Origin of the sequence: Thalassobacillus devorans, from assembly GCF_900176565.1 — a bacterium.
GTDB lineage: Bacteria > Bacillota > Bacilli > Bacillales > Halobacillaceae > Thalassobacillus > Thalassobacillus devorans_A.
The window spans coordinates 504,002-525,073 of record NZ_FXEH01000004.1 but is presented as its reverse complement, the minus strand read 5'-3'; the positions used below and the strand labels follow the sequence as shown (position 1 = coordinate 525,073).

Here is a 21,072-nt window from a genome sequence, read left to right as displayed (position 1 = left end):
TATTAAACAGCCTGCTGTTGTTTACGGAATTTGGTATGTGCCAGCGCCCCTGTTTCTAAACGATAGCCAAGATACCCGGCAAGTACGGATAGAATGATATCTTTTGGAAGTGGAACAGCCATCCAGGCCCATACCATTTGATAGGTCAATCCTTCTGGTGCTTCAAACCAGAAAAGATAGGCGGCATACATCCAATTGGTACCTACGATATAATTGATCACCATACCGACAAGCGCAGCGCTCACGTACATGGGAAAACTTCTTTTTGCCTCTACCATTTTACCTGCGACATAAGCTAATAGAATAAAAGAAACAATGAATCCGAAGGTCGGCGATAACATAACCCCTGCTCCGCCTTTGAATTGAGCAAATATCGGCGCACCGGCTAAACCCAGAACCATATACACAAACATGGAAAACGCACCAAGACGGCTCCCCAGTACAATACCTGCGAGAATTGCAATAAATGTCTGCAATGTAATCGGAACTCCTCCGATTACCATGAAAGGAGCGATGGACGTAATGTTAGCTCCGACTGCTGTCAAAGCTACAAACAAGCTCCCCATCGTTAAATCAAGTGCCGTGAACTTTTTCTTCTTCATATGTAACATCCTCCTGTCTTTCCTGTTAACGTTAACCGCTATTATTTTTTGGTTAACAATAGATTAACATAAAAGACAGAAAAATTCATAGACTTTTTTTATTGCATAGAAAATACCCCGGTTTTCCATTTACTGGAGGCCCCGGGGTATAACAAACAATTAGCGTACTTGCCCGTTTCCGGACATGATATATTTAACCGTTGTAAGAGCAGGCAAGCCCATAGGTCCGCGAGCATGCAATTTCTGAGTAGAGATTCCGATTTCCGCGCCAAAACCTAGTGCTCCACCATCGGTAAAACGCGTGGATGCGTTATGATAGATTGCAGCAGCATCTACCAGACTCTTAAACATTTTGGCTGTATCTGCATTTTCTGTAACGATAGCTTCTGAGTGCTTTGTGCCATAAGTTTCAATATGATTGATTGCTTCAGCTGCATCGTTGACCGTTTTAATAGCGATATCCTTGCTCAAGTATTCATTCGCCCAATCGGACTCGCCAGCTTCAACAGCGTCCGGCATGACATTAACAATTTCCTCATCCCCATGGACGTTGATGTCATTATCTTTCAATGCTTTCGTCAAAGCATCAAGATTTTCATTCAACCAGTCTTTGTGGACGATCAGTGTTTCCGCAGCATTACAGACGGCAGGACGGTCTGTTTTTGCATTAACAAGAATGTTTAATGCTTTTTCAACTTCCGCTTCCTTATCAATATATACGTGGCAGTTACCTACGCCTGTTTCCAGCACTGGAACGGTCGCGTTATTCACAACCGCACTGATCAGGGAGCCGCCTCCGCGAGGAATTAAGACATCGACGTGCTCTTTCATCGTAAACAACTGCTGTGTCGCTTCACGTGCAGTGCTGTCAATGAATTGTACGGCTTCTTTCGGTACTTTCGTCTCCTCAAGTCCGCGATGCAGAACTTCTACAATCGCGCGATTGGAGTTGATGGCTGACGATCCACCTTTCAAGACAATCGCATTACCGGACTTCAATGCAAGACCGGTGGAGTCAACCGTCACGTTTGGACGAGCTTCATAAATCATACCGATGACCCCAAGAGGAACCGTTACTTTTTCTACTCCAAGACCGTTCTCCAGCGTCCAGTCAGACAAAACGTGTCCCGTTGGATCTTCCAGTTCTGCAACTTCACGCAGTCCATTGGCAAAATCATAAATACGTTCCTTTGAAAGAGCGAGGCGATCCATAAATGCATCCTCAAAGCCTTGCTGGCGGCCGTTTTCCAAGTCCTTTTCGTTGGCTTCCAGGATGGCTTTGTACTCTGCTTCCAGCTTATCCGCTAAAAGGTTGAGTGTCTGATTCTTTTCTTCTGTCGTCAACATCGCTAACTTTTTGGCAGCCTTCTTCGCTTCAATCGCCTGTGCTTCCACATTCACTGTTGGTTTGATGGTTGTCATCATTTACCTCCTTATAATTTACACGCCGACTGGAACGGAAACTTCCAGGTGGCAGACAAGATGTTTCTTTTCTACAGCAGCTTGCTTGTATTCCGCTATCTCTTCTTCCGTCATGCTGACAATCTGGCTGATTTGTTTGGAAGAATAATTGACAACGCCAAGTCCGATATCCTCTCCATGGACATCCTTGATCCGGACAACTGCTCCTTCTTTAAAGCGTCCTTTGACATGATGAATATTGCCGGGAAGAAGTCCTTCTTTGCTTTCCACAATCAGGCTCTTACCTTCCTTATCAATGACTACTTCCCCTTCTGGACCGGAATTGAAAGCAATCCACTGTTTCTTATGGTCAAGGTTCAACGTTTCCGGCTTCGATTCGAAATAGGTACCGCGCGCTTTTTGATAGACGGCGTCATAAATGATGTCAGCAGCATTTGCTTTTCCTAGAAACGCTGCAATTCCGGAAGCCATCGTTATTTTAAATGCGTCAATCTTTGATTTCATGCCACCGGTGCCGACCGCACTTCCGGGATCTCCTGCAGCAGCTTCAATTTCTGGTGTGATTTCATGGACTTTTTCTAGTAGTTTAGCATCTTTGTTTTTACGAGGATCTGCATCGTACAACCCGTCAATATCAGAAAGAATAATGAGTTTATCTGCATCGACAAGGGCACTTACTTTAGCGGAAAGAGTATCGTTATCACCGAACTTCAAACGGTCGATGGTAATCGTATCATTCTCGTTGATGATGGGGATAATTCCTCTCTCCAATAAGACATTAATGGTATTTCTAGCATTCTCGTAACGATTTTCGTCTGAAAAATCGCTGCGTGTAATCAGGATTTGTGAAGCAACATACCCGTGGGATAAAAAGAGGTCTGAATAAGATTCGATTAGTAATCCTTGCCCGATGGATGCTGCTGCTTGCTTCTCCGGCAATGTGCTTGGTCTTGAAAGGCAGCCAAGCTTGCGGTAGCCTGCAGCTACTGCTCCTGAGGATACGAGCAATACTTCATGTCCGTCATCTTTCAAACGAACGACTTCATCTACTATCTTTTCTAGTTTTCTGCGGCTGATTTCTCCATGTAAGCTGGTTAGTGAACTACTTCCGATTTTAATGACTACGCGTTTTTTCTGTGATTGTTGTGTCAATCTATCACTCCTATCCTCTCGTTTGACCATTATATTTATACAATTTAATGAATTATTTTTAAATTATTATACATGTTTGTGCATTTTTATGCTACATTTATTTTGTAACAAGTTCTTTTTCTTTTACGCGGCTCGCTTTACTCATTTCATTGGAGCGAGCTGCCGCTCCTTTTACTGCCTGAGCGATGGCATTTCCGCCGCCATGTTTATTTAATGCATCAAGTCCGGCAGCAGTCGTGCCATTCGGGGAAGTAACTTTTTCCCGCAGCTCTGCTGAAGTATCGTCCTGCTCCTGAAGCATTCTTGCTGCACCAAGAATGGTCTGGGCACCGATTTCTCTTGCTGTGTCGCGGTCAAGACCGCCTTCCTGACCTGCTTTCTCGATGTGTTCCATTAAATAATAGAAGTAAGCCGGTCCGCTTCCAGCAATTCCTGTAAAAATATCCATCTGCTCTTCGTCGATTACGAATACATTACCAATACATTTTAGTAGTTCTTTAGCTGCAACGACATTATCGATACCTGTATATTGTCCTGGTGATATTGCCGTAGCTGATTCACCTACCATGCTCGATGTGTTCGGCATCGCACGGATGACCTGCTGGCCGTCGTTCATGTTTTCTTCCATATGACTAGTAGAAATACCAGCCAATACAGATAGAAGTACCTGGTCGGCGTTAAGTTTATCTTTTAACGAATCAAGGACACGATCAATATCTTTCGGCTTCATAGCCAGAATGAAAATGTCGACTTCGTCGTAATTCAATTGTTGAAGTGGGGTCGTACGTACTCCATATTTCGTTTGTATATGATTCAACCGGTCCTGATTGCTCCGGTTAGTTACAATTACCTGATTGACCGGAATCGTTTCGGCTTCGACTATTCCACTGATCATAGCTTCTGCCATTGATCCGGCTCCTAAAAAAGCGATTGTTTTATTAAACAATGACATCTCTCCTTTTTTTCGCAATTGGCGTGTGTGTGAATTCAATGTTTTTCATAGTAACACGCTGATGTGATTATTCAAGGGGTTTTTGGCAATTTATATGTATATACGCGAGATAGTCCATGTAAACGCTACCATTTCTATTTATCTCATTCCTGGCCGAAGAGAAGTCGCTATACAGCTGCTCAAACGGATATTTGCGAGTTTATAAGTAGTTCAAATATCTAGTGAACATTTAGAAAAACTTGGATTACTCTCCAAGTTCTTATGGCGAAAGCCTTAGATTTTCTCATCCTTAATAAAAGTAAACATTCAAAGTACAAAAAACGCCTGCTGCCGGAAAAATCCCGGTAACAAGCGTTTTTTCTGTGTCCTACCACCACGGACCGCCGTATGGGGGATACCCGCCATAAGGATAACCGTAATAGCCGCCATATGGCGCATAAGGATAACCACCATAAAAACCACCATACAATCCTGGAACGAGCAGACCGCCAATCAACCCTCCAGCCAGACCAGTCGCCAGACTTCCTACAAATGGATAGTTCCTTCCATCATCATAATTCCGCATATCGTAATCCATCTCCATTGGTGGATATGAAGCCATCATTTCTGGAGCAGGATACGGATAAAATTCGTGATCCATACTTACTATTCGCCTCCTTGATTGATAACAGCAAGTCGAATGCCTACGCTTTAGCCTATGACAGATACCCAATTAAGGGTGGGCTAGTGCTGATTTTTTAAAAATTTCAACCAGGAGCAAAGATAGCGTATGGGACGAACCATTTTCTCCATATATATAAGGCGAGAGGGTGGGATGTAAATGGAAGTGATCACTGCTGCAGGTTTAACTTTTGTGGCCGGAGCCACGTGCTATGCAGCTTATCTTAAATATCAGAATAAATCAGATAAAAGCATCGATTATATTTTTTCGAAAAGCAGCCGATCACCAAAGGAAGAATTACTTCGAATCATCGATGCCACCAATCACACGCTGGACGTTGCGGTATTCATTTTGACAGAGGAAGACTTTGTCACTCATATTTGCAAGGCCTCAAAACGAGGAGTTCACGTTCGGGTGCTGACAGATGACAGTCAGTTGAAGACACTCAATAAGCAGAAAGAAAATGTCCAAAAACTTTTGCAATGCGGCATTCCGATCAAAGTAAATAACCATGAAGGGATTATGCACCTGAAAGCAATGATTGCTGACCAGCAGGTGATTTCAAGTGGTTCCTACAACTTCACTTTTTCAGCCGAAAACAGGAATGATGAAGTAATCGTCATCCTGCGGGATAGGAAAACGGCGCAGGAATGGACGAAAGTTTTTAATGCGAAATGGAAGGACAGCCGGAATTATAAAAGCTATCATTCTTTATCTGGAAAAAAATACGCCTGATTTAATTTCTAGGAGTGCCTTTACTAGCTCCTCTCCCCCTCCTTTATTCATCAAATCCTCTCTTCTCGAATATTTTCATAGTACAAGCTGAAAAGAGGTGAATTTATGGGAAAACGAAGCGACATCATCATTATCGGAGGCAGCGTGATGGGTTCGAGCATCGCCTATCACTTGCTTCAGGACGGCTTCACTGGTGAAGTGACTGTTTTTGAGAAAGATAAACTCTATGAATTTTCCTCAACACCGCGCAGCGCAGGCGGGATAAGGCAGTTGTTCACCACGGACATCAATATCCAAATCAGCCGCTACAGTCTAAAAAAATATTTAAGCTTTCCACAAGATATGGCAGTAAATGGCGAACCTGCGGAAATCGACTTCAAGCAAAGAGGCTACCTTTTCCTGGGACACCAGGAATCTCATAAACAATTGGAGTATCAGATGAAAAAGCAGCAGCAATACGGCGTTCCTTCACAGTTCCTCTCTCCAGAGGAACTAAAGGATATCATTCCGGAACTTACGACGGATGACCTTGCAGGAGGGTTGTATTGTGCGGAAGATGGCTACCTCGATCCTTATTCCGTCATGCAGGGCTACATCAAAAAAGCGAAGCAGCTGGGGGCCGATTATGTGTATGAAGGAGTGGACCAGATTTTAACAGATCGAGATGGAGTCACTGGTGTACAGCTCGACAATGGTGAGACATATTATGCTCCCCGTGTTATTAATTGTGCCGGTCCATGGGCTCCTGTGCTCAGCGAAAAATTAAACCTGCCGCTCCCGATTGTGCCATTGAAACGGCAAGTCATACAATTTGATATTGCAGACCCCCTTTCAAAAGAAATCCCACTGACTATTGATCCGACTGGTGTCTATTTCCGGCATGAAGGAAAAGAAATCATCTCCGGATTCTCTGAAAAAGTGGAACCTGGCTACGATTTCCGTTGGACAAGGGCGTTTTTTGAAGAGCAATTATGGCCGGTTCTGGCCCAGCGTATCAAAAACTTCGTGCGGGCAAAAATCACTGGCGGCTGGGCAGGATTATATAGCCATAACACCCTGGATCAGAACGCCATTATCGGCCCCCATCCTAAGCTGACCGGTTATTATCTGGCGTGTGGTTTCAGTGGACATGGCATGCAGCAGGCGCCAGCGGTAGGAAAATGCCTGGCGGAACTATTGGTGACTGGCAGCTACCAGACACTGGATTTGAGTCCCCTTCGATTCGAACGGTTTGAGGAGAATGATCTTGTTATTGAAAATGCAGTAGTTTAGTAAAGCTGGGAGGTTCTGGTTTCATGCTCTATCTCAATGAACAAGCGATAAAACAGGCGGTATCAATGAGTGAAGTGACAGACAGTATCGATCTCGCCTATCAAACATATGAAGCGAAGCAATATCATATGCCCACAAGAATGCGGGTGCCCCACGGTGTAAATGATTTTTTGTTGATGCCGTGCGTAACGAGAGACGTAATTGGCACTAAGCTCGTGGCTGCACATCCAAAAAACATTAATACTCCGGTAATCCAGGGGCTTGTCACCTTGAATGATACCAAAACAGGCACCCCCATCGCTATGTTAAATGGAACGGTTTTAACTGGCATGCGGACGGGTGCGATTGGCGGGTCAGCAGTCAGACACCTGAGCTGCCCGGACGTCGCCAACCTGGCATTGATTGGAACCGGAGCGCAAGGTTTCTACCAGGCACTGGCAGCTTGTGCTGAACGGGATATCAAGCATATTCATCTGTTCAACCGCTCCAAGGCTCGTATGATCGACTTTGTTGATCAATTGCAAAAGGAATTAGGTGAGCATATCAAAATCAGTATCCATCACTCAGCCGCAGACGCGGTGGAAAAAAGTGAAGTCGTTATAACTGCCACTACATCCCGTCATCCGGTTCTTCCGGATGATGAAGCGTTATTGAAAGGAAAACTTCTGATGGGTGTCGGCTCTTTCCGACCGGACATGCGCGAATTTCCACATGCCGTCTACCGGCTGATCGACAATGTATATGTAGATAGCACCGATGCCATCCAGGAGTCTGGGGATATTGCCCAACCTTTAGAACAAAAGTGGCTTCACCCCTCTCAAGTCATCTCTTTCTCAAAAGTCGTCACTGGCGTCCAAGCGATCGACCGGGAGAAAACCATTCTGTTCAAATCAACAGGGATGGGCTTATTTGATACGGTAGCAGCCTACCACATCTACCAAAAGGCACAACAGAAAAATCTCGGCACCTCACTGACGTTATGAGGTGCAATACTTATTAAAGGGGAGATTAGATGAACAATATCATTATTGTTGAATTCATCCTGTATTGTCTTGTCATACTTGGAATCGGTTATTATTTCAGCAGGACGAAGCTGGACCATTCTGCTTTTCTATTAGGCGGAAAAAAATTGCCTGGATGGGCGCTAGCCTTTTCCGAGCGTGCCACAGGCGAATCGGCCTGGCTGTTACTCGGGTACACAGGCTTCGTGTTTGCCACAGGATTATCCGGTATCTGGGTAGCAGCAGGGATTGCACTCGGAATTATTTTTTCCTGGCTGTTCCTTGCGAAAAAATTCATGGAAGAGCGGGATAAATATAACGTCTTGACCCTTCCGGATTACCTGGCGGCCCGCTTTGGCGGACAGGCGAACCTGATCCGCTGGTTCGCCACCATACTGATAAGCAGTTTTCTCATGTTCTATTTAAGCGCCCAGATGGCCGGGGCCGGAAAAATGTTATTCACCACCTTTGGTTTGAATGAAACGTTAGGTGTTATTCTGGCTACCATCGTTGTAATCGGTCTCGCTTTTACGGGAGGTTTCATATCTGTTGTCTGGACGGATATGATTCAAAGCGTCATGATGCTGATTACACTTGTCGCACTTCCGATTGTGGCACTTGTATATATCCATACGAATGACTTATCTATTCCAACTGCGTTAGCTGAAGCAGGGTCCACGCACGATGCCTGGTTCGGTGGTGCTGCCGGGTTTGCCATTGGACTATTGTTTTTCAACAACTTTTCCTGGTTTTTCGGTTTCCTCGGCGGGCAGCCTCAGTTAAGTGCCAGATTCATGGCTTTAAGAAGTGAAAAAGATGTGAAGACCGGCCGCAATGTTGCCATCCTTTGGACATTCCTTGCCTACGGGGGAGCTTTCATGATCGGCGTCACGGCCATCACCATCTATAGTCAGGGTTCCTTTGCGGATACGGAAACGGTTCTGCCAGTGATGATTATGGACCTCATGCCGGCCTGGATTGCAGGTATTCTACTGTCCGGTATCCTTGCAGCAATCATCACAACAGCCGATTCCCAGTTGATGGTAGTCACAAGCTCCATTAGTGAAGACATTTTGCATAAAGCATTAAAACTGGACCTTTCTGAAAAACAGTTACTGACTGCCTCCCGTGTCATCATCATCTTCTGTGGATTAATCGGTATGACGATCGCTCTCGTCTCCGAAACGTTGCTTTATTTGATAGTGGGCTGGGCATGGGCTGGCGTTGGAGGAACACTCTCTCCTGCCATCATCCTGACATTTTTCTGGAAACGTTATTCCGGCGTTGGGGTAATCGCCACTATCGTTTCCGGGATCGTTTTCACTGTACTATGGATCAGCACACCCCTGGACTCCATTATTACGTCCCGTTTTACAACATTCTTTATCGCAGCATTTTTCGGTATCGTATTCAGTTTGCTTTTCCCAAACAAAAAATCACAGAAGGCATAGAAAAAGAGAACGCGGCTCTGCTATCCGCGTTCTCTTTTTGTTATCATCCTGTTTTCCATTGTTTTGTTACAGGAACAGTTTGTTTCTTCTCTTTTATAAAATTCATACAGGTGATGAACAACCCACAAACGATCAGCAGCCCGACCATGCCGGCAAGCCCTTTGGCAAGCAGGAAGTCAAATGAGCTGAAGAAGACGATGGCCAGTCCGACAGCAGCGACCATGGAATAGAACCCTACACTGCGGAAGGAAGCTTTCCAAACCCAGTTTCCGGCATTGTCGATCAGGCTGACTACCACAATCGTGATAATATTGATGCCCATTCCGATCCATACCGGGTGTGTATTCATGAAAAAATCATTAATCGCCCAGCCACTGAGATGGTACCACAGAAGACCGGAAGCCGAACCAGTGAACAAAGATATTAAAGCTGCACGTTTTGTCACGACCGGCCAGAAAATCGCCGCTACCACCGGGGCAAATGTCGCAGAGTTTCTCGTCACCCATGCCACGACGTTCCACCATGCGGATTGTTCGGAACGAAGCAGTGCAAATACAATCATTAACCCAGTCAACAACAGCAAAGACCATTTGGTATATTTGATCAGCTGTAATTCATTGGCTTTAGGATTCAAAGCTTTTCCGACATCACGGCCAAGGCTTGTTGCACCAGAGAATTGACAAGGTGCTCCCCAACTGAGTGCAGCTGCCCAGAAACCTAAGAAAAACAGCCCGACTAACGGTGCCGGCAGGGTTTCCATCAAGTAAAGAGGAACTGCCACCAGGCCACGTGTTTCCCCAGGTACTACTTGTGCGGCCGCGAGTCCGAATAGTACAGCACCGATGATCAACGGAATACCAAGCAGAGAAGCGTAGATTAAGCCGCGGCGTCCCTGTTCCGGTGTTTTACAGGACAATGCCATCTGGAATGCCGCCTGAGCAAGAATGACATTGAAAAGGAATGTCCCAAACCAGGCCAGGATCGTCTGTAGACCAGCTGCATTCCAGGAAGCATACTCCGGTCTTTCTTGGAACAGCGTCTGGATGCCATCAATCCCTGGATTGATAAAAAATGCGTAAGTTCCGATCGCAAGCATCATGAAAAATACCACGACATTGCTCAATTGTGTAAATCCGACCGACCACATGCCACCGAATTGCAGGTAGACGAATAGTAATAAAGCAGTTAAAGCGACCGATAATACCAGTGAAATTCCTGTAAATACGGACAATGCGGATGCAAATGCCAGTGCGGTCGCCACCGACCACATCGGGAATGTGAAAGCCGTAATTGCTCCGGCAAGTCCACGAACCTTTTCACCGTACCTGTCACCCAGCAGTCCCGAAATCGTCACCAGCGCGCGCTTACGGAATGGTGCAATTAAAACAAGAGCGATGATCAACACGTGCAGTGTTTCCGCAACACCATACCAGATCGCCGATACTCCCGTCAGATAGCTGAGCTCCAGAATCGCTATGTATGACGATCCGGAAAACAATCCGGTGATACAGACGGTGACAAACAGGGTGTTGAACCCACGCCCTCCTACAAAAAATCCGTTACCATCTTTCGCCCGCCTCATTCCGAGCTGGCTCATGAAAATCAAAAAGAACGTATAGGCTAATGCAAAACCGATGAACCAATATCCTACTGTTGTCATTCTTCTGCCTCCTTAAAAATATGTTAAACTTCTTGGCTGCTTAAAATCCTATTATATTTATCAGTTTAATGAGTTTAAAATTAATAAAAATCCCCCTGTCATTTAGAAAACCCTTTTTAGGGATGCCCTTTCACATAACAAAAAGAAAAGCCTCTCCCGGAGGAAGAGGCTTTTCTCTTCCTCATCTTTCAGACAACAGCGTCTGTTGGACGTAGCACCTTATTATTTCCTTAGAGAAAATAACAGGTTGCTGCAGGTTCACGGGACCAAATTCCTCCCCTGCTCGCGATAAGGATGTTTTCCGTAATTAAGTTAAATCCTACGCTACAAGATACCAATAAGAATGTCAATATATTTTCTGACTTTTTTATCTATTCTCACAATGAAAACCTTTACATTAGTAAAAATAATTCTAATTGCCTAATGGTGATGATCTCTTCCTGTTATACTTTAAGTAACAAGGTGAAAGTGAGGTTTAATCATGCAAACAATCTGGCATACATACAAACATTCTTCTTTTATTTTAAAAATGACCATCGGCTTCCTGTTAGGTATTGCTGTAGGCATTATCTTCGGACAACAGGCGGAAGTGCTGAAACCACTGGGTACGATTCTTATCAACCTATTAAGCTTAATTGCAATTCCAGTCATTTTCCTGACCGTTGTCCTGGCTATCAATCAGATGAAGCCGAGACATTTAGGTCGCCTCGGCGGCAAATTACTCGTCTACTACGGGCTGACCACAGGTGCCGCGGTCGTCATCGGAGTAGCTCTAGCATTATGGATCAATCCGGGTTCTCAGCTTTCGTTACCTGATGCCCAAGTAGAAAAACCGGAAACTCCAGGTTTTTCGGATGTATTACTGAATATTGTCCCGGACAATATCTTTCAAGTCTTCGCATCCGGGGAACTGATGGGTATTCTTTTCCTGGCCGTCATCATCGGCTTGGGAATGGCCAGGATGAGATACGCCGATAAAGTCGACCTGCGTAATGCAGGAGAAACATTACACCGGTTTTTTTCTGCTGCCAACGAGTTATTCTTTTTACTATTAAAAGGAATTCTTCTCTATGCTCCGATTGGAATATTCGCAATTAGTGCTTCTTCTTTCGGGAGCCAGGGCTGGCAGACTTTCCAATCGCTGCTGGCGTTTACCGGGGTGTTTTATCTCGGGGTCATCCTGTTGTGGCTGTTCGTTTATACAGCTTTTCTCAAGTATGCAAAAGTCAGTATCCGTGGTTTTTTCAAAAAGACAAAAGAAGCGTATTTTACTGCATTCTTTACATCCAGCAGTATTGCTTCCCTTCCTGTTGCCATTGATTCAGCTAAAAAAGCAGGTATATCCGAGCGCACAGCCAATTTTTCCTTGCCAATCGGAGCTGTATTTAACTCAGATGGCGGGGCATTGCGGATGGGAGTGTCCATCGTATTTGCAGCCAATATCACTGGCCTTGAGTTGTCTGTCATGGACTTTCTTACCATTGTATTAGTCGGAACACTATTGTCGATCGGGACAGCTGGTATTCCAGCTGCTGGACTGGTTACGTTGGCAGCCGTACTCAGCCTGTTCAACTTGCCACTTGAAATTGTCGCATTGATTGCTGGAGTGGATGTACTGATTGGCATGGCTGGTACAGCCTCGAATGTTTTAGGAGATATCGTCGGTTCCGCCGTCATTGACCGCAATGAAGAAGCAGATTCCGACCCAGCCGCCTGATGCCTTATCTGCTTCCGTGTCTACCTTTTACCAGACAGCATGCTGGAGTACTAGACAAGGAAGGCCGGTTACTAGAAGTTCTCTGAAGTTTATTAGACATAGTGAGAAAAATACTAGACATATTCAATTTTTATTTAGACAATCCTGATGAATGTTAGACATAAAGCGGCGATGCTGGACAGCATATTCCAGCATCGTTCTTTTGATGTTAGATATGAATTAAAAAGTATCCTGCTTGTCAGGAGTGTCCCTCAAAAAAACATCAAAAACGGACTCCCCAGATATAGGAGTCCGTTTTTTCATTTCATTCTTCACTACTAAATTCGGATTCTGCCAATGTGATAGCAATTTCATCTTCAATATCCTGAACCGATCCAAGGTAATTATTCAATACCACAGCGAAAATCAGCTCTTCCCCACCCTTGCTGGTCACATAACCGGACAGTGAAGTAACTCCGGTCAAAGACCCGGTCTTTGCTTTAACATTGCCTTCTGCCGGTGTATCATTCATCCGGTAACGAAGTGTTCCCCCTAGAAACCGATCATTGTTTCCGGCGACGGGAAGGGAAGCTAAATATGCAGGATACCACTCTTTCCCTCTTACTTGATATAATAGTTCAGAAATTTCATGGGCAGGTACCATGTTGACATGGGACATACCGGAACCATCCCGTAGTCGTAGCGTATCAGCTTCCACTCCTATATCCATCAGGAAATCTTCCACAACCTCCAGCCCTTTTTCCCAGCTGCCTTCACCGTGAACGACTTTCCCCATTTCTTTTATTAAGGTTTCCGCATGTCCATTGTTGCTTAGTTTCATAAAGGGTATTAACAGCTCTTCCAATGGCATCGACTTTTTGGAAGCAAGCAACTCAGCAGACTCAGGAGCTGATCCCTCCCAAGCTAATTCCCCTTTTACCTTTATGTCTTCCTTCTCTAATGCTTTTCTGAACAGATGCAATGCTAGTCCGGAAGGTTCATCGACAGCAACCCAGGAGCGGGAACGGAACCCTTCAACAGGAATCTCACCTTCTACAATAATCTGGTTAGTTCCATGCTTACGTTCAATAGAAATATCCTTCTTTTGATTCATTGGTACAGTTTTTGCCTGGTTAATAATTTCTACATAATCGTTTTCCGGTACAACTTTGACCTCCGCAGGCTCCCCGGCTGTATCCGCTGGATGTGCTTCCACGATGACGGTGCCTGCATCATAGTCTTCATTAGGAGCGGCAGTCAGGGCAGAAACCTGAGCGGCATAATAGTTCGTTTCATCGTTCCAGGAAATATCTTCGGACAACCGGACATCATCGTACCAGCTGTCATTCGCTATCACATTTCCTTTCACTTCTTTGATCCCGGCTCCTTTTAGCGCGTTTGCTAAAGTATCAAAGTCTTTTTCCATCAACGTAGGGTCGCCTTTCCCTTTCAAATATAAATCCCCATGCAGTTTATTTCCTTTTATCTCTCCCTCGGCGAGAACTTCAGTCGGGAAGGTATAGTCAGGTCCGAGAACCTCTAATGCAGCAGCAGCGGTCAACAGCTTCATATTAGAAGCCGGCTTCAGTCGCTTATCAGCGTCATGTTCGTAAATAATCTCACCCGTTTCGGCAGAGCGGATACTGACGCCTGCCAGGGCCCCTTCTAATTTTTTATCTGCCATAATCATATTCAGCTGATCGGTTAAGGCCTCATTTTCAGAAGAAGCGGTAACTTGTGGATTATCATAGGCTTGAAAAGGGGCAAACAACATTACAGAACACAGAAACATTACCATGATTTGTTTCGCTTTTGCAGGCAGCATCTTATGTATCTTCCTCCTTGAATAAATTGATACTTCAACCGTAGCAAAGAATACTGAAAATTTTAACAATTATTCAAAAAACAGCTAATTGGTCTAGTGTATTCATGACTTTTGACGGATTAGATTTTTTCCCCATTGAAAAGACTGTCAGAAAGAAGGATTTTTTGTTTAAAAAGTGAATGTAGTAAAGAAGTGACAGAAATTCTTTATGAGGTGAGCCAAATGAAAACAAAAGCTCCAATCGAATTAGGAAACCGCATCCAGTTAATTGATGGTTATGATTTGGGGATGCCTGGCAGAACAGGCACCTATGTACTTAATGAAGAGCACCTGACTCTGATAGAAACTGGACCCAGTCCCTCTATTCCGTATGTACTTGAGGGTCTGAAAGAATTGGATATCAATCCTGAAGCTATCCGTTATATCATTGTGACCCATATTCACCTGGACCATGCAGGCGGGGCAGGACTTTTATTGAAAGAATGTCCTAATGCCGAAGTAGTAGTACATCCACGCGGGAAGCGACATCTCGCTGATCCATCCCGATTGATTGCCGGCGCCCGTGCCGTCTATGGAGAGAAGTTCGATGAATTGTTTGATCCCATTGTTCCAATTCCAGAAGACCGCCTGCTTGTGAAAGAAGATGGAGAAACCCTGGATATCGGTCCGGATTGTACCCTAACCTTTTATGATTCACCCGGTCATGCCAAACACCATTTCAGCATCCATGATTCCAAAAGCAACGGCATTTTCACGGGAGACACAGTCGGTGTAAGGTATCATCAAACCCAGGATAAAGGATTAACCTTCTATTTGCCTTCTACATCACCGAACCAGTTCGATCCCGGTGCTATGAAAGCTTCCATCGATCGATTCCGTACGCTCGGTGTCGACCGAATCTATTTCGGCCATTTTGGTGAATCGGCCCAACCCGAAGAAGTATTCCAGCAGGTAGAAGTATGGCTCCCAAAGTTTGTAGCAGCAGGCGAAGAGGCATTGGCTAATGATGAAGGACAAGCAGGTGTCAAAAAGCGCCTCTACCAGTTAGTTCAGGATTATCTACAAAACCACAATATCCCTGATACTCACCCTGTTCACCAGGTATTGGAAGTGGATTTCGAAGTATGTGCCATGGGCATTGTTGATCTCTTGAATAAGCAAAATAAATAACTCCCTTTATACGGTCGGAAAATTTCCGGCCGTTTTTTAACGGCTTATTTAACAAATCCTCTGATACCTCATTGCGAGTGACATTCCCCCTATTAAAGCAGCTACTCTTCCTCTCTAATGCAAAAGAAGCAGAGTTTAAAATTTCTATAAAATGGTTATAGCCCATTACAACATAGAAAGGATGTGAAGGAATGAAAGCAGTAACGTTTCAAGGAAAAGAAAACATGCAAGTGAAAGATGTTGAAGCTCCATCCATCCAGCAGCCGGATGATATGATCGTAAAAATAACAGCCAGCGGGATATGCGGCTCTGACCTTCATTTATACAAAGGTGGAATCGAGCCGGAACAGGATTACATTGTCGGACATGAACCTATGGGTATTGTCGAAGAAGTTGGACCTGAAGTGAAGAACCTGAAAAAAGGTGACCGTGTCGTCATCCCATTCAACATAGGGTGCGGCGAATGCTTTTTCTGTAATAACCAGATGGAAAGCCAATGCGACAACTCCAACCCACACGGTGAAATAGGCGGCTTATTCGGGTTTACTGAAATGTTCGGAAACTTTCCCGGAGGCCAGGCAGAGTATTTAAGAGTACCTTATGCTGATTTTACTTCGTTCAAGGTTCCCGAAAACAGCAACCTGGATGACGAAAGCGTATTGTTTTTATCTGATGTCATTCCTACCGCTTACTGGAGTGTCGAACATAGTGGTGTGAAAGAAGGTGACACCGTTGTCATATTAGGAAGTGGACCAATTGGTTTGATGGCTCAGAAATTCGCCCGTCTCAAAGGAGCTGAGCGAGTCATTACGGTCGACCAGGTTGACCACCGTCTGGAGCATGCGAAAAAAACCAATCAGGTAGAGACGTTCGATTTCAAAGAAAATCCAGATATCGGAGCTCTATTGCATGAGGAAACTAAAGGCGGCGCGGATGTTGTCATCGATTGTGTAGGAATGGATGGGACCGTGCCTCCGAATGAAGAATTCGGTTCCGAACATGACAACCAATTTGGAACAATCAGTCCGATTGTAACATCTTCTCAGGCTGTCCGTAAGTTTGGTACAGTCCAATTGACTGGTGTTTATGGCACGGAAGCAAATGGCTTCCCGATTGGAGATTTCTTCAGTCGAAATGTTTCCCTGAAAATGGGACAAGCGCCCGTCATCCACTTGATGCCGATGCTTTATGACATGATTGAAAACAACAAGTTCGATCCTACAGACATCATCACCCACCGCATGCCGATTGATGATGCAGCCAAAGCCTATGATATTTTTGATAAAAAAGAAGATGGAAACATCAAAGTAGTACTGAAGCCATAAACAAATAGCATGAATTAAGCGGCCATATCCCAATGGCCGCTTTTTATTTGAAAATTGTCATAGCCGCGCATGTACTGGGACTGGATAGTAAAAGATAAATCTACCAGTGCTTTTTAAGGAGACGTGGCTATGCTTGATTCAACTTTATTTCTATTTATGATGATTGGTTTGCTCGGTATCGGTTCTCAATGGATCGCGTGGCGGTTCCAATGGCCATCCATCGTCGTCATGTCGGTTGTCGGATTATTAGCCGGACCAATCTTCGGCTTTATGAACCCGGAGGAAACCTTTGCAGGTGTGTATGAGCCGATCATTTCGATCGCGGTTGCGATTATTTTATTCGAGGGGAGTTTAAAGCTCTCATTCCGGGAGATAAAAGGGCTCGAGCGCTCTGTAGTAAGAATCGTTACGCTGGGAGCTTTCCTGGGGTGGATTCTTGGTTCCTTCACGGCTCATTATGTAGCCGGATTATCATGGGCCGTCTCTTTTGTAATCGGAGGTCTGTTAATTGTAACAGGGCCGACTGTCGTACTGCCGATGCTGAGGCAGGCGAAACTTAAGCCCCGGCCGGCTTCGATACTGAAATGGGAAGGAATCATCGTTGATCCCCTCGGCGCACTTCTCGCTGTTTTTTCTTATGAAATCATTCGATTTCTCGTATTAGAAAAAGTATCGGTTACGGAGCTGTTATTGTTTTTCCTTGTATCAGGGTTTGCTGTTCTTCTTGGATGGCTGTTAGGCTGGTGTATTGCATGGATGTTCAAGCATGGTTACATCCCTGAATTTCTGAAGTCGCCAATTGTATTCGTTGTGGTCATTCTCTGTTTCACCATCCCAAACGAAATCATGCATGAAACTGGTCTGCTTTCCGTAACGGCCATGGGGGTGACGATGGCCAATATGAACATTTCTTCGATTAATGACATGCGCCATTTCAAGGAAAACATATCCGTTCTACTGATCTCAGCAATATTCATCATGCTGACTGCTTCCCTGTCACTAGACACCCTGCTTTCCATGCTGGAAATGGAAATCCTTTGGTATGTCATCCTGATGCTGTTCATTGTCCGCCCGCTTTCCATCTTATTATCGACGATTCGGACAGAACTTTCTCTTAAAGAAAGGATATTGGTCGGATGGATTGCACCTCGTGGGATCGTAGCCTTGACGGTTTCTGGTTATTTTGCCAGTGTGCTTGTCAATGAAGGCTTTGAGGACGCCTCCATATTAGTACCGCTCACCTTCGGATTGGTCTTTTCCACAGTTGTAGTCCATGGCTTTTCTATCACCTGGCTGGCACAGAAGCTGGGTATTGCCGCTAATGCCACCCCTGGGGTACTAATTGTCGGCAGCAACCATTTTACAATAAAACTGGCATCTGCTCTTCGTAATCTTGAAGTTCCAGTATTGTTAACAGAAGCTTCGTGGGAGCGTGTCCAACTGGCGAAGCAAAACGACTTTAAAAAGGTCTATTATGGAGAAATTCTCTCGGAAAAAACCGAATACCGTTTAGACCTTACCCCTTATGATAAGCTGGTAGCGGCAACAGAGCTTGATTCTTATAACGCGCTCGTAAGTACAAATTTCATGGCGGAATTCGGCCGCAGCAATGTCTATCAATTAAGCCTGAAATCAAACGAGGAAGGTCATCTGAATGACCTGGCTCATACAACGCATGGCAATATTTTATTCGAAGAAGGCATGAGCTGGGAAGCATTGATGAAACGAATAGAACACGGCTTTGTTTTCCAGTCCGAGGAGCTTTCAAAATCCTTCACACTGGAAGACTACGAGGCTCGGCTTTCAGATGATTCGGTCATGATAGCCATATTAAAAAATGAAGGAAGCGTTCAATTTTTTACCTCGGAAAATAAATTGGAAGGCCAGCCCGGCGATAAGGTGTTGAGTTTAGTAACACGGCAAGAAGCTTAATCTTTTTTCAAATATTTACAGGCATTATCTGGTCTGGTAGCCTTATAGTAGGCATGGGGGTAAAAGCTATGTTGAAAAAGATATTTGAATATTTGGCTGCCGCAATTGCTGTTCTACTTATTGTCATCGGCCTTATTCTCGCCTACTTGATTTTTGCTGACTTCCAATATAATGAGGATGAAGATGATTATAACGAAAATGGGAATACGGAAAGCCAATATCAATTTGAAATTCAAAAAATAAGCTTGTAGACAATCGGCGTCTACAAGCTTATTTTTGTTTATTTAGCTGATTTCCAGGATTTTTGATTTTGAAGGGAAAGGTTTGCCATTCTATTGCGGTTCGTGGCGATGATGTAGACGGCAATCGTGCTGATAATAGCTACGATAATCGAACCGATATTGAAGATTCCTTTTTCCGCGGTCCAAACAATCGTGTAGCCAAGACCACCGGCAAACGTAGCATAATACAAGAACGGGAAGATTGTTTTTCGTATGATATCCCCTTCTTTCCCTACTAAACCAACGACGGCACATGCTGCTACGACATTATGAACACAAATCATATTCCCGGCAGCTCCTCCGACTGCCTGGAGTGCCACAATCCAAGGTGCATCGACACCAATCTGTGAGCCAACGTTAAATTGGAACAAGGAAAACATCATGTTGCTGACCGTGTTACTCCCCGCAATAAAGGCACCCAAGCCGCCAACAAATGTAGCAAACAGCGGCCATAAATCTCCTGTCAGCGTTGCTACTCCTGTCGCGAGTTCCATTGGCATGCTTTCAAAACCGGCAGTACCACCACCGGAGTTCAAGAATACCTGAACCATTGGCACGGTAAAAACAAGGGCGGCTGAGGCTGGAATCATCGTCTTGCCTGAATGTTTCCAAGCTTTCTTATAGGATGTGCTGTTCATTTGATGAATAAAGTATGTGATTAATGATACCAGTACAAAAATAGTACCCGGTAAGTATAACGGTTGGAAACTGGCTGTGATTTCTGTACCGAAAATATTTGGAATCGTTACATTCCAAGCCTGCAGCCACTCCAGAAAAGGAAGCGCTTTCAATCTTGTTATTACAAGAAACAGCCCAATTAACAAGTATGGCGTCCAGGCACGCACCATCGACATGCTGCCACTTTTATGAGCGATATCTTTGATTTCAATACTTCCAGTCCATGATGGGTCCCAACGTTCCTTTTCCTCAAAGTCCCAATGCTCTTCTTTGGGGGGCATTAAGAAACCTTTTTTAGCTGCTGATACGACAATGGCAAGCCCCACCAGTCCGCCAATCATGGATGGAAATTCTGGTCCAAGGAGATTCGCTACCATTACGTACGGTATTGTCATGGCAAAAGCAGCGAACAAGGCGAACTTCCAAATTGCAAGCCCTTCGCTGAACGATTTGTTTTTCCCAAAAAATCTTGTCATCAAAGCAACAACGAATAAAGGGATCAGGGTGCCTGTAATGGCGTGGATGATGGCTACCCTGCCCCCAACCATGGTAACCAGCGTCAGGAAGTTATCCGTAATCGTGGCATCCGCTGCCAGCCCTGACTGGACGCCGATCAGAATGGGTGTGCCGACTGCACCAAACGAAACTGGAGTACTCTGGATGACCATCCCTGCAACGACAGCCGCCATGGCAGGAAAACCAAGACCAACAAGCAACGGAACTGCCACAGCTGCCGGTGTGCCGAATCCAGCTGATCCTTCGATGAAGGAACCGAACAACCAGGCAATGATGATGACTTGCACTCGTCTATCCGGGGAAATATCGATAAATCCCTGGCGAATGGTTTTGATTCCACCGCTCTCCTGCAAAGTATTCAATAATAGAATTGCACCAAAAATGATATAAAGGAGTGTTCCAGCGACAACCAGACCATTGACAGAAGCTGCAGCAACCGTTGCTCCAGGAACTTGCCAGACAAACAACGACAACAAAACTGCGACTATATAGGAAATCGGCATGGCTTTTGCCGCCGGCCACCGGAGTCCTACCAGGAATATACCAACTGCAATAATCGGTAACAACGACAAAAGTGCTAAGGTTCCAGTATTCATTACTCACCCTCCGTTATATTATTGTCACTCGTGTTTAGAAAAAGCTAGCTTCTCTTAAACCATTGCTCCTCCTTTCTTTAAGATATATACCTGGGACGAAAAGAGCATATAAACTAAAAGCCAGGGACTTCGCTCCTCGTATTAA

General features: G+C 44.8%; 17 protein-coding genes and 1 riboswitch. Of the genes, 9 read left to right on the top strand and 8 right to left on the bottom strand.

The features are described 5' to 3' along the window. Positions 1-2: 2 nt before the first annotated feature. From B9Y67_RS04510 to B9Y67_RS04490, 5 genes are all read right to left on the bottom strand, one after another. Positions 3-602, bottom strand: coding sequence for a biotin transporter BioY (locus B9Y67_RS04510; RefSeq protein WP_085505564.1), 600 nt, complete (start codon positions 600-602; stop codon positions 3-5). A 159-nt stretch (positions 603-761) separates the two neighbouring features. Then, entirely contained in the window at positions 762-2,024 is a 1,263-nt protein-coding gene (locus tag B9Y67_RS04505) for a glutamate-5-semialdehyde dehydrogenase (RefSeq protein WP_085505563.1), read from the bottom strand. Between the two features lie 18 nt (positions 2,025-2,042). Continuing rightward, positions 2,043-3,206 carry a glutamate 5-kinase gene (proB, locus tag B9Y67_RS04500; protein WP_085505562.1) on the bottom strand — a complete coding sequence of 388 codons (1,164 nt, stop codon included), beginning with the start codon at positions 3,204-3,206 and terminating at the stop codon, positions 2,043-2,045. Between the two features lie 67 nt (positions 3,207-3,273). Beyond that, complete coding sequence (gene proC / locus B9Y67_RS04495) at positions 3,274-4,128, bottom strand: pyrroline-5-carboxylate reductase (RefSeq protein WP_085505561.1); 855 nt, start codon at positions 4,126-4,128, stop codon at positions 3,274-3,276. A 367-nt stretch (positions 4,129-4,495) separates the two neighbouring features. Next, entirely contained in the window at positions 4,496-4,768 is a 273-nt protein-coding gene (locus tag B9Y67_RS04490; protein ID WP_139823725.1) for a hypothetical protein, read from the bottom strand. Positions 4,769-4,948: 180 nt separating this feature from the next. Between B9Y67_RS04490 and B9Y67_RS04485 the strand changes: the two genes are divergently transcribed. The 4 genes from B9Y67_RS04485 to B9Y67_RS04470 all read left to right on the top strand — a co-directional run bounded on the left by B9Y67_RS04485 (position 4,949) and on the right by B9Y67_RS04470 (position 9,248). Further along, positions 4,949-5,524, top strand: coding sequence for a phospholipase D-like domain-containing protein (locus B9Y67_RS04485; protein WP_085505560.1), 576 nt, complete (start codon positions 4,949-4,951; stop codon positions 5,522-5,524). A gap of 105 nt (positions 5,525-5,629) precedes the next feature. Continuing rightward, positions 5,630-6,796, top strand: a complete 1,167-nt coding sequence (locus B9Y67_RS04480) for an NAD(P)/FAD-dependent oxidoreductase (protein ID WP_085505559.1) — start codon at positions 5,630-5,632, stop codon at positions 6,794-6,796. Between the two features lie 23 nt (positions 6,797-6,819). Further along, positions 6,820-7,779 (top strand): ornithine cyclodeaminase family protein, encoded by a 960-nt coding sequence (locus B9Y67_RS04475; protein WP_085505558.1) that lies wholly within the window; start codon positions 6,820-6,822, stop codon positions 7,777-7,779. Positions 7,780-7,808: 29 nt separating this feature from the next. Next, positions 7,809-9,248 (top strand): sodium/proline symporter, encoded by a 1,440-nt coding sequence (locus tag B9Y67_RS04470; RefSeq protein ID WP_085505557.1) that lies wholly within the window; start codon positions 7,809-7,811, stop codon positions 9,246-9,248. A gap of 43 nt (positions 9,249-9,291) precedes the next feature. Here B9Y67_RS04470 and B9Y67_RS04465 read toward each other — a convergent pair whose 3' ends face one another. Next, positions 9,292-10,908: a sodium:solute symporter family protein gene (locus B9Y67_RS04465; RefSeq protein WP_085505556.1), complete on the bottom strand. Its 1,617-nt coding sequence runs from the start codon at positions 10,906-10,908 to the stop codon at positions 9,292-9,294. 178 nt (positions 10,909-11,086) lie between these two features. After that, a riboswitch (SAM riboswitch) is annotated at positions 11,087-11,203 on the bottom strand. Between the two features lie 186 nt (positions 11,204-11,389). On the opposite strand from B9Y67_RS04465, the gene B9Y67_RS04460 reads away from it, so the two are divergent. After that, positions 11,390-12,625, top strand: coding sequence for a dicarboxylate/amino acid:cation symporter (locus B9Y67_RS04460; RefSeq protein ID WP_085505555.1), 1,236 nt, complete (start codon positions 11,390-11,392; stop codon positions 12,623-12,625). Positions 12,626-12,929: 304 nt separating this feature from the next. On the opposite strand, the gene dacB is transcribed toward B9Y67_RS04460, so the two are convergent. Further along, complete coding sequence (gene dacB, locus B9Y67_RS04455) at positions 12,930-14,429, bottom strand: D-alanyl-D-alanine carboxypeptidase/D-alanyl-D-alanine endopeptidase (protein WP_085505554.1); 1,500 nt, start codon at positions 14,427-14,429, stop codon at positions 12,930-12,932. A 222-nt stretch (positions 14,430-14,651) separates the two neighbouring features. Here dacB and B9Y67_RS04450 point away from each other — a divergent pair, with 222 nt between their 5' ends. The 4 genes from B9Y67_RS04450 to B9Y67_RS04435 all read left to right on the top strand — a co-directional run bounded on the left by B9Y67_RS04450 (position 14,652) and on the right by B9Y67_RS04435 (position 19,107). Beyond that, entirely contained in the window at positions 14,652-15,599 is a 948-nt protein-coding gene (locus B9Y67_RS04450) for an MBL fold metallo-hydrolase (RefSeq protein WP_085505553.1), read from the top strand. A gap of 191 nt (positions 15,600-15,790) precedes the next feature. Further along, positions 15,791-16,924, top strand: coding sequence for a zinc-dependent alcohol dehydrogenase (locus B9Y67_RS04445; RefSeq protein WP_085505552.1), 1,134 nt, complete (start codon positions 15,791-15,793; stop codon positions 16,922-16,924). A gap of 129 nt (positions 16,925-17,053) precedes the next feature. After that, the gene (locus B9Y67_RS04440; protein WP_085505551.1) at positions 17,054-18,856 is read left to right on the top strand and encodes a cation:proton antiporter; all 1,803 of its coding nucleotides are present in this window, start codon (positions 17,054-17,056) and stop codon (positions 18,854-18,856) included. Between the two features lie 68 nt (positions 18,857-18,924). After that, positions 18,925-19,107 carry a hypothetical protein gene (locus B9Y67_RS04435; protein WP_085505550.1) on the top strand — a complete coding sequence of 61 codons (183 nt, stop codon included), beginning with the start codon at positions 18,925-18,927 and terminating at the stop codon, positions 19,105-19,107. Positions 19,108-19,136: 29 nt separating this feature from the next. Here B9Y67_RS04435 and B9Y67_RS04430 read toward each other — a convergent pair whose 3' ends face one another. After that, positions 19,137-20,927, bottom strand: coding sequence for an L-lactate permease (locus B9Y67_RS04430; RefSeq protein WP_085505549.1), 1,791 nt, complete (start codon positions 20,925-20,927; stop codon positions 19,137-19,139). Positions 20,928-21,072: the final 145 nt, after the last annotated feature.